Here is a 12,846-nt window from a genome sequence, read left to right as displayed (position 1 = left end):
GGTCAGCGCATTCAGCCCTTGAGCGGGAAAATTGGCTCGATTTCGCGGTAGTCGCGCGGTACGATCACCTTGATGTCGCCTTTGTGGACCTGAGTCATCAAAGGCTGTGCGCCCATGTTCTGACCATTGACAAACTGCGTGGGGCCGTAGGGCATGATGTGGTTGGCGAACTTGCTGGAAGCCAGCGCGTCGATGATGGCGGCGCGGTCGGTGGACTTGGCGCGGTCGATCGCATCGGCCAACAAGCTCATGGCGGTGTAGGTCATGAACACTTCGTAGCTGAAGAACTGACCTTGCGCTTCCACGCGCTTGCGCAACTCGGCCGAGCGCTTGTCACGTGGATTGAACCAGTGATTGCAGTCGATGATGCCATTGGCCGCCTCTGGAAACTCCTTGACGAACTTGTAACTTGAAGCTGCGCCGCCCAGCACCGAGTAAATGGCTTTGGGCGTGATCTTTTGCTGCTGCAAGGTGCGCACCAACAAGGCGTATTCGTTGTAGTAGTTGGCCGGGATCAGGATGTCGGGGTTGACCTGCTTGATGCGCAGTGCGATGTTGTTGAAGTCACGCGTGGGGTTGGCGTGTTTGATGATTTCTTTCACTTCGTAGCCATACCCGGGCAGCTCTTTGGCCAGCAAGTTGGCCGTGCCTGTGCCGAACAATGACTCTTCGTGCACGATCATCACGGTGCGGGCGGGCTTGCCTGCGGCGGTGTTCAAAACGTGCAGGCTGGACACGGCCACTTCTGCGCATTTTCTGTAACCAGGGCCAAAGCGGAAGGTGTTTTTCAGGCCACGCTCGACGATTTGGTCAGCCACACCGACATCGACCACATGGGGCAAGTTGTATTTGGCTGCGGCTTGGGTGGTGGCCAAGCAAATGGCCGAGGCAAATGCCCCCACCACGGCGCTGACACCCGCTTCATTCATCTTCTCAATTTCGGCTGCACCCGCTTGGGGGTTGGATTGCGCATCGCCCAGCATGGCTTCAATCTTGGCACCTCCCAATGACTTGATGCCGCCGGCTTTGTTGATGTCTTCAATGGCCATCATCGCGCCCAAGCGGCACTGCTGGCCTGAATAAGCCAATGCGCCTGTGACCGGGTGCAGCACACCCACTTTGATGGGTTTGGGCTGAGCGCCTCCAACCAGCGGAAAAGCGAGCGCCGAGGCCGCAGCAGCGGACTGGCCCATGAAAGTGCGACGTGAGGTCATGAGAACATCCTTTAAGTAGGTCAATGAAAGTTGGCGGACAGCTCTTGGCTTACCCACACCTTGGCGTCGATGCTGCCAACGCGGGATAACTGCATCTGGTATTCGTACCGGTCCGGTCGGTACAAGCCATGCAGCCATTGGACGGGACGGTCGTCCTCGTCATAAATCAAACGCCGCACCGCCATCAAGGCCGATCCGACGGACACATCCAGATGCTGAGCCATGCCCACATCGGCCAGACGGGCCGAGATGGTTTGCTCGGCCCGGCCCACCTTGACGCCCGATTCTTCGAGCAACACCAAAATGGGTTTTTGCGCTAACTCGCGCTTGCCAAAGCCCGAAGAAATCGCATCGGGCACCCAAGTGGTGATGTGCGACAAGGGGCCTTCGGGCGTGCTGCGCACGCGCTCGGCTTTTTGCACCAAAGCCGCGCTGTGCAGTTTGAGCGCTGCGGCCACGTCTACCGGGGCGCGCATGCGCTCCACACTGAGCACCTTGACCTTGGTGCGCATACCCATGGTGACCAGGTTCTCCAGCAAACCCGTCAGGCGTGCCTGCTGGCCCGTAGCCATGGTCGAGGCTTGCATCTGCACCTCTTGAGCACGCGCCGAAACGGGCCGTGTGCCGCGCCCGGGTTCGCGCTGAATCAAACCCTCTTCGGCCAGCTGCGACAAGGCCCGGCGCACGGTGACACGCGCCACACCAAATTGACCCATCAAAGCCATCTCGCCCGGCAAGCCATGGTCAAAGCGACCTTCGCGCAATTGCTCACGCAGCACCAGATAGATTTGGTGGTACTTCGGCAAAGGCAGATGGGCATCCATGACCGCCATGGTCAAACAGTCCCATTGTCCTGTCAATAGGACATTCAGGTCTTATGCATAGAACATTTTCTCGGGAGTTTCCCTAGGTTCACACGCTTTGGGGCAGCCGCCCCCACGCCCAAAGCTTCACGCATAGCGCAAACGCAAATCGCGCTTGAGCAGTTTGCCGCTCGGGTTCTTGGGCAGTGCGTCAGTGAAGACCACGCGTTTGGGTGTCTTGAAACCAGCCATGTGCTGGGCGCAGTGCGCGATCACCGCCGCCTCGTCCAAGGTCTGCCCGGACTTGACCACGATCACGGCCGTTACAGCCTCCACCCATTTCGGATCAGGCAAACCAATCACCGCCACTTCGCTGACCTGAGGCAAGCGGTAAATCATTTCTTCGACCTCGCGGCTGGCCACGTTTTCGCCACCGGACTTGATCATGTCCTTCTTGCGGTCCACCACGGTGATGTAACCCTCTTCGTCGATCGTGCCCAGATCGCCGCTGTGGAACCAGTCGCCCTCAAACGCAGCTTGGGTGCGCTCGTCGTCGTGAAAGTAGCCCAGCATCAGGTGCGGCGAGCGGTGCACGATCTCGCCGACTTCGCCCACGGCCACGTCCTGCATGGCGTCGTTCACCACGCGGGTCTCGACGTTGCGCACCGCTTTGCCACACGAACCCAGTTTGCGCAGCTGATCCTCTGGGCCGAGCAGGGTGGCCAGGGGCGCGATTTCGGTCTGTCCGTACAGATTCCACAAGCGCACTTGGGGCAAGCGCGACGCCAACTCTTTCAGCACCTCCACCGGCATGATGGACGCGCCGTAGTAGCCCTTAGCCAATTGGGAGAGTTTGCCCGCATCCATGAGCGGCGAGCGCAGCAGCGCAATCCACACCGTGGGCGGCGCAAAGAAACTGGTGATGCCGAATTTCTCAATCATCGGCAATAGGTTTTCGGGCGTGGGCTTGGACGTGATCACATTGGTGCTGCCCATGTAAATGGCCGGGCCAAAGAACACATCGAGCTGGGCGCAGTGGTACAGCGGCAGCGCGTGCAGTGCCACGTCGGCCTCGGCAATTTCGGCGTCGATCACACAGCTGACGTACTGCCACATGACCGCGTCGTGCGTCAGTTGTGCGCCTTTGGGCGAGGACTCGGTGCCGCTGGTGTAGACGATCTGTGCCACATCAAAGCTGCCCAATTGCACCTCGGGCAAGACATCGGTGCAGGCCGCCAGCGCATCGAAGTTGTGCATGCCTGCCACGGGCTGGCTCGGGTCTTCTGAGGGCAGCCAGATGAATTGCTCAACTTTCGTATCGAGCTTGCTGGCGGCCTGCGCCAGCTCGGCCAGGCCACTGTCGGTGGCCAGGGTTTGGGCCCCCGCATGGCGCAAGATGTAAGCCACCTCTTCGGCCTTGAGCATGGTGTTGATGGGCACCATGACCGCACCCCGGCGGGCCAGCGCAAAACGCAGCGCTGCAAAACCATGCGAATTGCGGGCCAGCACCGCCACCTTGTCGCCTTCGGCAATGCCGGTGCGGGCCAAGCCTGCTGCAAGGCGCGTGACCAGCGCATCGAACTCGGCATAGGTCCAGGTCGTGGCACCGCACACGATGCCGGTCTTGGTGGGCAAGCGGATCGCGGTGCGGCGCAGGGCATCGGCAATGGTCTGGCGGCGAACAGCGGGATGGATGTTGGGGGACATGGTGGCGGTCATCGTGAATGCTCCTGCATCGATATGATCGGAAGATTGAACACCAGACCCGTGAGAATTCCATTGGCACTTCCCCCTCCCTCCCCCCGAAAACTGTCACATACGCGAACCGTGGTGTACCAAGGCTTTGACCGCGAAGACGGGCTTTGGGACATCGAAGCCCAACTGACCGACGTAAAAACCTTCAGCTTCCAGGTGCCCAACGAACGGCTTTTCCCCGGGGATGAGCCAATCCATAACCTCAAAATCCGCGTCACACTCGACAACAAGATGGTCATCCAGGACATCGCCACGTCGATGGACGACATCCCGCACCCCGAATGCACCGGCGCGCCACACAAGATGCACAAGCTCATCGGCTGCACCATGGGTCCGGGCTGGCGCAAGGTCATCAACCAACATGTGGGCGGCACCGAGGGCTGCACCCACCTACGCGAAATGCTGTTCAACATGGCCACGGCCGCTTTCCAGACCCTGCCTTCCGGCCAATGGCAGCGCCGCGAACTGGCCGGCCAGCCCCACCCCGAAATGACCCAAGCGCCCTATTTTCTGGGCCAATGCCACAGCTGGGCCTACGACAGCCCTACTGTGCAGAGGGCGTATCCGATGTTTTTCAAGCCGAAGGCATCTGAGAGCGCGGGAAACTGAGCTGGAGCTGGCCTGCGATAATCAGGCACTTCCAAAGCGCTTACGCGCTTTTCTTTTTTCACAGCCTCTGGATTTACACCATGAACCGCTGCACTATGGCCCTTTGCGGGCATGCTTTGTTTTGTCTTGGACCCATCACCTCCATGGATTCCGTGGAGGCCGAATGAGCAAGAAAGTCTTCATCAAAACCTTTGGCTGCCAGATGAACGAGTACGACTCGGACAAGATGGCTGATGTGCTGGGCGCGGCCCAGGGCTACGAGCCCACGCAAGACGTGGACGAGGCCGATCTGATTTTGTTCAACACCTGCTCGGTGCGCGAGAAGGCGCAAGAAAAAGTGTTCAGCGATCTGGGCCGGGTGCAGCACCTGAAAGCCAAGGGCGTGTTGATTGGCGTGGGCGGCTGCGTGGCCAGCCAAGAAGGTGCCGAGATCATCAAGCGTGCGCCTTATGTGGATGTGGTGTTCGGCCCGCAGACCCTGCACCGCCTGCCCGAGTTGCTGAACGAGCGGGAGCGCAAGCAGCGCCCACAGGTGGATATCAGTTTCCCCGAGATTGAAAAGTTTGACCATTTGCCGCCCGCCAAGGTGGACGGTGCCACGGCCTTTGTGTCGATCATGGAAGGCTGCAGCAAATACTGCAGCTACTGTGTGGTGCCCTATACCCGGGGCGAAGAGGTCTCTCGCCCCTTTGACGATGTGCTGGTCGAGGTGGCAGGCCTGGCCGCTCAGGGCGTGAAAGAGATCACCTTGCTGGGCCAGAACGTGAACGCTTACCGGGGCAAGATGGGCGGCACCGCTGAGATTGCCGACTTCGCGCTGCTGCTGGAGTACGTGGCCGACATGCCGGGCATCGAGCGCATCCGCTACGTGACCAGCCACCCGAATGAGTTCACCCAGCGCTTGATCGACGCTTACGAAAAGATCCCCAAACTGGTGAGCCATTTGCACCTGCCGGTGCAGCACGGCTCGGACCGCATCTTGATGGCCATGAAGCGCGGCTACACCGCCATGGAATACAAGAGCACGATCCGCAAGTTGCGGGCGATCCGCCCCGACATGTCACTCAGCAGCGATTTCATCGTGGGCTTTCCCGGTGAGACCGAGGACGACTTCAACAAGATGATGAAGCTGATCACCGACGTGGGCTTTGATACGAGTTTCAGCTTCATCTTCAGCCCCCGTCCCGGGACACCTGCGGCCAACCTGCACGACGAAACGCCGCACGCCGAAAAATTGCGCCGCCTGCACCACCTGCAAGCGACCATCGAAGCCAACGTGCAGCGCATTGGCGAGAGCCGCGTGGGCACGGTGCAGCGCATTCTGGTGGAGCGCCCTTCACGCAAGGACGCCACCGAGCTGGCGGGCCGCACCGAGTGCAACCGGGTGGTCAACTTTCCCGGCGGCCCGAACATGGACCGCCTGATCGGTCAGATGGCGGATGTGCGCATCACCCAAGGCCTGTCTCACTCGCTGCGCGGCGAATTGCTGATCAAGGATTGATCAGCTGGTTTTTCAGGATTCGCGCCCGACTTCGCGGATGTAGCGGCGGTAGTCGCCGTGCGCAATGGGCGTGCAGCCATCCACCGAGCGGTTGTACACATAGGTTTGCACCTGCTGGCCTTGCAGCGGGCCGCTGATCACCGTCACCACCTCTCGCCAGTAGTGTGATTCGGCGCGGTCACCGGGCACCATGCCTTCCACCCCATCCAAACGGGCCAGGTGTGCGTCATCGACTTCATAGACTTCGCCCGTGACCAAGCCATCGCCTGTTAGGAAACCGGGGTAGCGTCCCACGTCAAACAAGCGGCCAGGCACTTGGGCAGGGCCCATGAAGCGGGCACCGTGCATTTCCGCTTCCAAACGCAAACCAGGCATCAGAGTGCCGTAAATAAAGAGGGAGGTCATCTGTGGGTGGCCTGTGTGATCAACGAGGCATGCCGGGGAAGCCGCCGCCGCCCATCATGCCTTTCATGGCCCCCATGCGTTTCATCATCTTCATCATGCCGCCGCCGGACATTTTTTTCATCATGTCCTGCATCTGCTCAAACTCCTTGAGCATGCGGTTGACGTCCTGCACCTGAACGCCCGCACCTGCGGCGATGCGGCGCTTGCGAGTGGCTTTGATGAGTTCGGGTTTTTTGCGCTCTTGCGGCGTCATGCTGTGGATGATGCCTTGCTTGCGGCCGATGTCTTTTTCGACCTTGTCCATGTCCATGGAACCGGCCTTGGCCGTCAGCTGGCTGGGCAGCTTGTCCATCAAACTCGACAAACCGCCCATTTGCTTCATCTGCTGGATCTGGGCCAGAAAATCGTTCAAATCAAAACTGCCGCCGCTCTTGACCTTGGACGCCAGCTTTTGTGCGGCCTCCATGTCCACACCGGCCGTGACCTGCTCGACCAAGGCCACGATGTCGCCCATGCCCAGCACCCTGCCTGCGTGGCGCTCGGCGTCGAAGACTTCCAAGCCATCGATTTTTTCACTGGTGCCGGCAAACTTGATGGGAACACCCGTGATCTGGCGCACCGACAGGGCCGCACCGCCGCGTGAATCGCCGTCAAGTTTGGTGAGCACAATGCCCGTGAGCGGCAAGGCGTCGCTGAACGCCTTGGCAGTGTTGGCCGCGTCCTGACCCTGCATGGCGTCGACCACAAACAGGGTTTCGACGGGTTTGAGCTCGGCGTGCAAGGCCTTGATCTCGGCCATCAGGGCTTCGTCAATCGCCAGGCGACCGGCGGTATCGACCAGCAACACATCAAAAAAGTGCCTGCGGGCGTAGTCGATGGCGGCGCGGGCGATGTCGATCGGCTTTTGGTCGGGCGAGCTGGGGAACCATTCGGCCCCGGCTTGAGCTGTCACTGTCTTGAGCTGCTCGATGGCGGCGGGGCGGTACACGTCGCCAGAGACCGTCAGCACTTTCTTTTTGCGCTTTTCGATCAGGTGCTTAGCCAGCTTGGCGGTGGTGGTGGTTTTACCGGCACCTTGCAAACCGGCCATCAAGATCACGGCGGGCGGCTGCGCCGCCAAGTTGATGTCGGACACGCCCTCGCCCATGGTGGCGGCGAGTTCTTTGTTGACCACACCCACCAAGGCCTGGCCGGGCTTCAAAGAACCCATGACCTCCTGGCCCAGGGCTTTTTCCTTCACGCGCGCAATGAAGTCGCGCACCACCGGCAAGGCCACATCGGCTTCGAGCAGGGCCATGCGCACTTCACGCAGCATGTCGGCCACGTTCGATTCGGTGATGCGGGCCTGTCCGCTGAGGGTCTTGACGAGGCGTGAGAGTTTGTCGGTCAGAGCGGAGGCCATCGGGGAATCCAGAAAAAACCGGTTGAGCGTGTTGGCGAAACCCCAGTGGCTGCGCCCGAAAGGCTAAACTCGGCCCTATGATTTTAGCGAGTGCGCCCTTGTGGACGCTGCCCTTCTCGGCATTGGCAGCCCTGATCTATGCCTTGCCCGCTCTGGTGCCCAGTCGCCTGAGCGATGTGCACGCCCGACGCCTGCTCTGGCTGGCTTGGGGTATGCATGCCATCAGCCTGCTGGCGCTTTTGATGGGCCCGGTTCGCTTTGGCTTCGCGCCGGCCCTGTCGGTCACCGCGTGGCTGGTGGTCACGGCTTACATGATCGAGACCCAGTTTTTCCCCAAATTCAAAGCGCGATGGGCGGTAGGCAGTTTGGGTTCTGTCACCGTGGTGCTCGCTTGGATTTTTCCTGGCACCCTTTTGACCAACCAAGCCTCGGCTTGGCTACCTTTGCACTTTGCCTTGGGTTTGTCGGCCTATGGGATGTTTGCGGCGGCGGTGGTTCACGCTTGGATGATGACCCGAACCGAGCAAGACATTCGCCAAGCCCATGAAGGCTCAAGTGGTTTGCCTCTTTTGACGCTCGAACGCCTCACCTTTCGCTTTGTCACCGCGGGCTTTTTCCTGCTGACTGCCACGTTGGTTGCCGGCGCCCTGTTTGGGGAAGCCTTGTATGGCCAAGGCCACACGGAATGGCGGTGGGACCATAAGCGGGTATTCGCCTTGTTGTCATGGCTGACTTTTGCCACTTTGTTGGTGGGGCGCAGTCAATGGGGATGGCGTGGTCGACGCGCAGTCCGTGTGCTCTACATCGGCGCGGGCTTGCTGCTGCTGTCTTATGCAGGCTCGCGGTTTGTATTGGAAGTCTTGATTGGACGTGCTGTATGAAATACCTGATCTGGCTGCTGGTCATCTTGGCCGTGATCTGGGCAATCAAACGCAGCCGCAGGCCATCCAAGCCTGCCGAAGCCCCCAAGACCCCGAGCACAAGCCCTTCCAACATGGTCGGTTGTGCCCATTGCGGGCTCCATTTGCCGCAAGAAGAAGCCGTCGCCGGAACAAAAGGTCTGTATTGCAGCACCGAGCACCGCGCCGCCGCCCAAGACCGCAACCCCGTTTGATCTTCCTTGGCCTGACCCGTCGCCCTTGCTGAGTGGGTTTTTGCCTGAAACCTTGCCACCTTCTTTGACCGATGCACCATGCCCTGTTCACCCGCTGAGCCCCCTGCGATTTGGCTGGATGGCTGGTATGCACCTGCACAACGGATAGATTCCCCCAACTTTGGTGCCAGACCCGAAGGGGCATGCATTGACTTGGTGGTGATCCATTCGATCAGTCTGCCGCCTGGCCAATATGGTGGTCCACAGGTGCAGGCCCTTTTCACGAACCAACTGGACTGGGATGCCCACCCTTATTTCAAGCAAATAAGGGGTTTACAAGTCTCTGCTCATTTTTTCATTCGACGTGATGGCGCTTTGATCCAGTTTGTCAGCACAAAGGACCGGGCTTGGCATGCCGGACAGTCCGAATACCGCGGGCGCCCCCAATGCAACGACGACTCTGTCGGCATCGAGCTGGAGGGCCTGGAAGGCGATGTGTTTACTCAAGCCCAATATGTGCAACTGGCCCGCCTTTGCCAAGATTTGCATGACCATCACCCGATCGCCCACATAGCAGGTCATGAGCACGTGGCACCAGGCCGCAAGCAAGACCCCGGGCCTGGTTTTGCATGGGACCGCTTCAAAAGTCTGTTGAACTTTCCGAATTCGTACTTTCCCTAGGAATTCAAAGCCACAGTTTGAAAAAATATTTTTTAAATTTTTTATATCTTTCTGGCAATTTCATTGCTTTAAATTGTCAATTTCTAAATTTCAAACTCAGTCTTTCAAAGCCCTTGAAAGGCAAAGCCGGTCCAAAGGCTCACGGTTGTTGGCTTGGCTCCTAAAAACGCAGCTTTTAAAGCCTTTACAGCGTTTTTTTTCAGGCTCTGAAAATGGCTTCGAAATGCCTGTTTTGCAACCCAAGCCAGGAAGGGGCCAAAAAGCATCGGTACACTACCTGTAGTGGCTTGCAAGGGTCCCAGACACCAGATATAGTGTCTTAACAATTTTCACATTTGAAATAGCGCCCGGGTTCAAGCACTTGTTCACCCACCTCAAACAGACCATAAATTAGAAAAAAACCATGCAAACAGACCTCAATGTTTCATCTTCTGCATCTGGCCTGATGAACCAGTCCCTTCCTGACCGTGCAGGTCAGCCCTCCACACAAAGTCTGAACCAATACCAAATCATTCGCCGCAACGGTGCGGTCGTGCCTTTTGAACCCAGCAAAATTGCCGTCGCGCTGATGAAAGCCTTTTTGGCTGTGCACGGGACCCAAGGCGCTGCATCGGCCAGCGTGCGTGAGGTGGTGGAAGAGTTGACACAAAATGTGGTGCGTGCGCTGATGCGTTCACGCCCAGGCGGGGGCACCTTCCATATTGAAGATGTGCAAGACCAGGTCGAATTGGGTTTGATGCGCAGCAGCAACCATGAAGTGGCCCGCGCTTATGTGCTGTACCGTGAGCGACGTACCCAAGAGCGTGCTCAGCAAACCCAGCAATCCACCCCGAGCTCACAAGAGCCTACCTTGCACGTCATTGACCGAGGCCAACGCATAGCCCTCGATCTGGGTTACCTCAAATCGCTCATGGTTAATGCATGCGCAGGCTTGGGCAAAGACGTGAGCCCCGAGCCCATCGTGGCCGAAACCATGCGCAACCTTTACGACGGTGTGCCCATGGAAGAGGTTTACAAGGCGTCCATCTTGGCGTCGCGCACCCTGATCGAAAAGGACCCGGACTACACCTACGTGACAGCCCGTTTGCTGATGCACACCATCGCCAAGGAAATCCTGGGCAAAGAAGTGCCTCAGAGCCAGATGGCCGAGGAGTACATCAACTACTTCCCACAGTTCATCAAAAAAGGTGTGGACAACGACCTGCTCGATGAAAAGCTGCTGCAATTCGACCTGAAGCAATTGGCCGCAGCCCTCAAGCCCGAACGTGATTTGCAATTCGATTACCTGGGCTTGCAAACCTTGTACGACCGTTACTTTCTCCATGTCCGCAAAACTCGCATCGAAATGCCTCAGGCATTCTTCATGCGCGTGGCCATGGGTTTGTCGCTGAACGAGATCAACCGCGAAGCACGTGCGATTGAGTTTTACGAGATCCTTTCTTCGTTTGACTTCATGTCGTCCACACCCACCTTGTTCAACAGCGGCACTTTGCGTTCACAGCTTTCAAGCTGCTACCTGACCACGGTGCCCGATGACTTGGACGGTATATACGAATCGATCAAAGAAAACGCCCTGCTTTCCAAGTTCGCTGGCGGCTTGGGTAACGATTGGACACGCGTGCGTGCCATGGGTGCACACATCAAGGGCACCAACGGCGAATCGCAAGGCGTGGTGCCTTTTCTCAAAGTGGTCAACGACACCGCCGTAGCCGTCAACCAAGGTGGCAAGCGCAAAGGCGCGGTCTGCACTTACTTGGAAACCTGGCACCTGGACATCGAAGAATTCTTGGAGTTGCGCAAGAACACCGGCGATGACCGCCGACGCACGCACGACATGAACACGGCCAACTGGATTCCCGATCTGTTCATGCGCCGCGTCATGGAAAAAGGTAACTGGACCTTGTTCTCGCCTTCCGATGTGCCGGATCTGCACGACCTGTTCGGCCTGGCCTTCGAAAAAGCCTATGTCGCTTACGAGCAAAAAGCTGAGCGCGGCGAAATCAAGCCCAGCAAAACCATCCCAGCCACCGACCTGTGGCGCAAGATGCTGTCCATGCTGTTTGAAACCGGCCACCCCTGGATCACCTTCAAGGATCCATGCAACGTGCGCTCACCCCAGCAGCACGTGGGCGTGGTGCACTCTTCCAACCTGTGCACCGAAATCACGCTCAACACCAGCGACACCGAAACCGCTGTCTGCAACTTGGGTTCGGTCAACCTGTCACGCCACCTGAAGGACGGCGCAAACGGCAAAGTGATCGACCACGACAAGTTGAAGAAAACCATCACCATCGCCATGCGCATGCTGGACAACGTGATTGACATCAACTACTACGCCGTCAAGAAGGCCCGTGACTCCAACATGCGTCATCGACCTGTGGGCTTGGGACTGATGGGTTTCCAGGACTCGCTGTACGAGATGCGCACACCTTATGCTTCACAGGCTGCTGTGGAATTTGCCGACCAATCCATGGAAGCAATTTGCTACTACGCCTACTGGGCATCCACTGAGCTGGCCAAAGAGCGCGGTCAATACGCCACCTACAAAGGCTCTTTGTGGGACCAAGGCATCCTGCCTTTGGACACCCTCAAACTCTTGGAGCGTGAGCGCGGTGGTTATGTTGAGGTCGACCGCTCATCAACGCTGGATTGGGATGCGCTGCGCCAAAAAATCGCTGCCGACGGCATGCGCAACTCCAACTGCGTGGCCATTGCCCCCACTGCCACCATCTCCAACATCATCGGTGTCGATGCATCCATCGAACCTTGTTTTGGTAACTTATCGGTCAAGTCCAACTTATCGGGCGAATTCACCGTGATCAACGGCTACTTGGTGCGCGATCTCAAGCGCTTGGGTCTCTGGGATGATGTGATGGTCATGGACCTGAAACACTTTGATGGCTCACTGCGCCCGATCGACCGTGTGCCCCAAGAAATCAAATCGCTTTACGCCACCGCATTTGAAGTCGAGACCACTTGGTTGGTGGAAGCGGCAGCGCGGCGCCAAAAATGGATTGATCAAGCCCAGTCGCTCAACATTTACATGGCTGGCGCATCGGGTAAAAAGCTCGACGACACCTACAAACTCGCTTGGTTGCGTGGCCTGAAAACCACTTACTACTTGCGCACATCCAGCGCAACGCAAGTTGAAAAATCTACAGTCAATGCGGGCTCACACAATGCCGTGTCATCCTCAGTTATGAACGCTGCAGAGTCTGTTGCTGCAACGGGCCAAGCGTCCATGAACACTTCGCCTGCGACCGACGTCAAATTTGTTGCGATCGACGATGTTGGCTGCGAGGCTTGTCAGTGAATTGAAATACATCGCACTTGGCTGTAACGAACCAAGTGCGATGCAATTGCACAACACTTCTTGTGTGTTG

The 12,846-nt window shown here is 58.1% G+C and carries 12 protein-coding genes; 6 read left to right on the top strand and 6 right to left on the bottom strand.

Going from position 1 to position 12,846, the window contains the following annotated elements:
* Nucleotides 1-11 precede the first annotated feature (11 nt).
* The 3 genes from ABWQ00_RS00870 to ABWQ00_RS00860 form a co-directional block, all read right to left on the bottom strand.
* Nucleotides 12-1,214: an ABC transporter substrate-binding protein gene (locus ABWQ00_RS00870; protein ID WP_353236774.1), complete on the bottom strand. Its 1,203-nt coding sequence runs from the start codon at nt 1,212-1,214 to the stop codon at nt 12-14.
* Nucleotides 1,215-1,234: 20 nt separating this feature from the next.
* A complete protein-coding gene (locus tag ABWQ00_RS00865) occupies nt 1,235-2,038 on the bottom strand; it encodes a GntR family transcriptional regulator (protein WP_502908053.1) in 804 nt (267 codons plus the stop codon).
* A gap of 126 nt (nt 2,039-2,164) precedes the next feature.
* Entirely contained in the window at nt 2,165-3,736 is a 1,572-nt protein-coding gene (locus tag ABWQ00_RS00860; RefSeq protein WP_502908044.1) for an acyl-CoA synthetase, read from the bottom strand.
* 60 nt (nt 3,737-3,796) lie between these two features.
* Between ABWQ00_RS00860 and ABWQ00_RS00855 the strand changes: the two genes are divergently transcribed.
* Both ABWQ00_RS00855 and miaB read left to right on the top strand, forming a co-directional pair.
* A complete protein-coding gene (locus ABWQ00_RS00855; protein WP_353236772.1) occupies nt 3,797-4,381 on the top strand; it encodes a DUF2889 domain-containing protein in 585 nt (194 codons plus the stop codon).
* A 163-nt stretch (nt 4,382-4,544) separates the two neighbouring features.
* Complete coding sequence (miaB, locus tag ABWQ00_RS00850; RefSeq protein ID WP_353236771.1) at nt 4,545-5,882, top strand: tRNA (N6-isopentenyl adenosine(37)-C2)-methylthiotransferase MiaB; 1,338 nt, start codon at nt 4,545-4,547, stop codon at nt 5,880-5,882.
* 12 nt (nt 5,883-5,894) lie between these two features.
* Here miaB and ABWQ00_RS00845 read toward each other — a convergent pair whose 3' ends face one another.
* Together ABWQ00_RS00845 and ffh are read right to left on the bottom strand one after the other, a co-directional pair.
* Nucleotides 5,895-6,287, bottom strand: a complete 393-nt coding sequence (locus tag ABWQ00_RS00845; RefSeq protein WP_353236770.1) for a gamma-glutamylcyclotransferase family protein — start codon at nt 6,285-6,287, stop codon at nt 5,895-5,897.
* 19 nt (nt 6,288-6,306) lie between these two features.
* Nucleotides 6,307-7,689: a signal recognition particle protein gene (gene ffh, locus ABWQ00_RS00840; protein WP_353236769.1), complete on the bottom strand. Its 1,383-nt coding sequence runs from the start codon at nt 7,687-7,689 to the stop codon at nt 6,307-6,309.
* 77 nt (nt 7,690-7,766) lie between these two features.
* Here ffh and ABWQ00_RS00835 point away from each other — a divergent pair, with 77 nt between their 5' ends.
* The 3 genes from ABWQ00_RS00835 to ampD all read left to right on the top strand — a co-directional run bounded on the left by ABWQ00_RS00835 (nt 7,767) and on the right by ampD (nt 9,463).
* On the top strand, nt 7,767-8,570 hold the full coding sequence (locus tag ABWQ00_RS00835; protein ID WP_353236768.1) for a cytochrome C assembly family protein: 804 nt from the start codon (nt 7,767-7,769) through the stop codon (nt 8,568-8,570).
* Entirely contained in the window at nt 8,567-8,803 is a 237-nt protein-coding gene (locus ABWQ00_RS00830) for a PP0621 family protein (RefSeq protein ID WP_353236767.1), read from the top strand. The genes ABWQ00_RS00835 and ABWQ00_RS00830 overlap by 4 nt, the downstream gene beginning before the upstream one ends.
* Nucleotides 8,804-8,881: 78 nt before the next feature.
* Nucleotides 8,882-9,463 (top strand): 1,6-anhydro-N-acetylmuramyl-L-alanine amidase AmpD, encoded by a 582-nt coding sequence (gene ampD, locus ABWQ00_RS00825; RefSeq protein WP_353236766.1) that lies wholly within the window; start codon nt 8,882-8,884, stop codon nt 9,461-9,463.
* A 104-nt stretch (nt 9,464-9,567) separates the two neighbouring features.
* Here the strand turns inward: ampD and ABWQ00_RS00820 are convergent, their stop codons facing one another.
* Nucleotides 9,568-9,729, bottom strand: a complete 162-nt coding sequence (locus tag ABWQ00_RS00820) for a hypothetical protein (protein ID WP_353236765.1) — start codon at nt 9,727-9,729, stop codon at nt 9,568-9,570.
* Between the two features lie 137 nt (nt 9,730-9,866).
* Between ABWQ00_RS00820 and ABWQ00_RS00815 the strand changes: the two genes are divergently transcribed.
* Nucleotides 9,867-12,776, top strand: a complete 2,910-nt coding sequence (locus tag ABWQ00_RS00815) for a ribonucleoside-diphosphate reductase subunit alpha (protein WP_353236764.1) — start codon at nt 9,867-9,869, stop codon at nt 12,774-12,776.
* Nucleotides 12,777-12,846 lie beyond the last annotated feature (70 nt).

The organism is Limnohabitans sp., assembly GCF_040400975.1.
GTDB lineage: Bacteria > Pseudomonadota > Gammaproteobacteria > Burkholderiales > Burkholderiaceae_C > Limnohabitans_A.
Note: the sequence above shows the minus strand (reverse complement) of the source record. Positions and strands in the feature narration are given on the sequence as shown.

What these genes read in the sequence shown, in the direction of transcription:
- ABWQ00_RS00830 (WP_353236767.1), top strand. Translation starts at nt 8,567, where the DNA reads ATGAAATACCTGATCTGGCTGCTGGTCATCTTGGCCGTGATCTGGGCA.
- ABWQ00_RS00820 (WP_353236765.1), bottom strand. Translation starts at nt 9,729, where the DNA reads ATGCTTTTTGGCCCCTTCCTGGCTTGGGTTGCAAAACAGGCATTTCGA.
- ABWQ00_RS00835 (WP_353236768.1), top strand. Translation starts at nt 7,767, where the DNA reads ATGATTTTAGCGAGTGCGCCCTTGTGGACGCTGCCCTTCTCGGCATTG.
- ffh (WP_353236769.1), bottom strand. Translation starts at nt 7,689, where the DNA reads ATGGCCTCCGCTCTGACCGACAAACTCTCACGCCTCGTCAAGACCCTC.
- ABWQ00_RS00815 (WP_353236764.1), top strand. Translation starts at nt 9,867, where the DNA reads ATGCAAACAGACCTCAATGTTTCATCTTCTGCATCTGGCCTGATGAAC.
- ABWQ00_RS00845 (WP_353236770.1), bottom strand. Translation starts at nt 6,287, where the DNA reads ATGACCTCCCTCTTTATTTACGGCACTCTGATGCCTGGTTTGCGTTTG.
- ABWQ00_RS00865 (WP_502908053.1), bottom strand. Translation starts at nt 2,038, where the DNA reads ATGGATGCCCATCTGCCTTTGCCGAAGTACCACCAAATCTATCTGGTG.
- ABWQ00_RS00870 (WP_353236774.1), bottom strand. Translation starts at nt 1,214, where the DNA reads ATGACCTCACGTCGCACTTTCATGGGCCAGTCCGCTGCTGCGGCCTCG.
- miaB (WP_353236771.1), top strand. Translation starts at nt 4,545, where the DNA reads ATGAGCAAGAAAGTCTTCATCAAAACCTTTGGCTGCCAGATGAACGAG.
- ABWQ00_RS00860 (WP_502908044.1), bottom strand. Translation starts at nt 3,736, where the DNA reads ATGACCGCCACCATGTCCCCCAACATCCATCCCGCTGTTCGCCGCCAG.
- ampD (WP_353236766.1), top strand. Translation starts at nt 8,882, where the DNA reads ATGCCCTGTTCACCCGCTGAGCCCCCTGCGATTTGGCTGGATGGCTGG.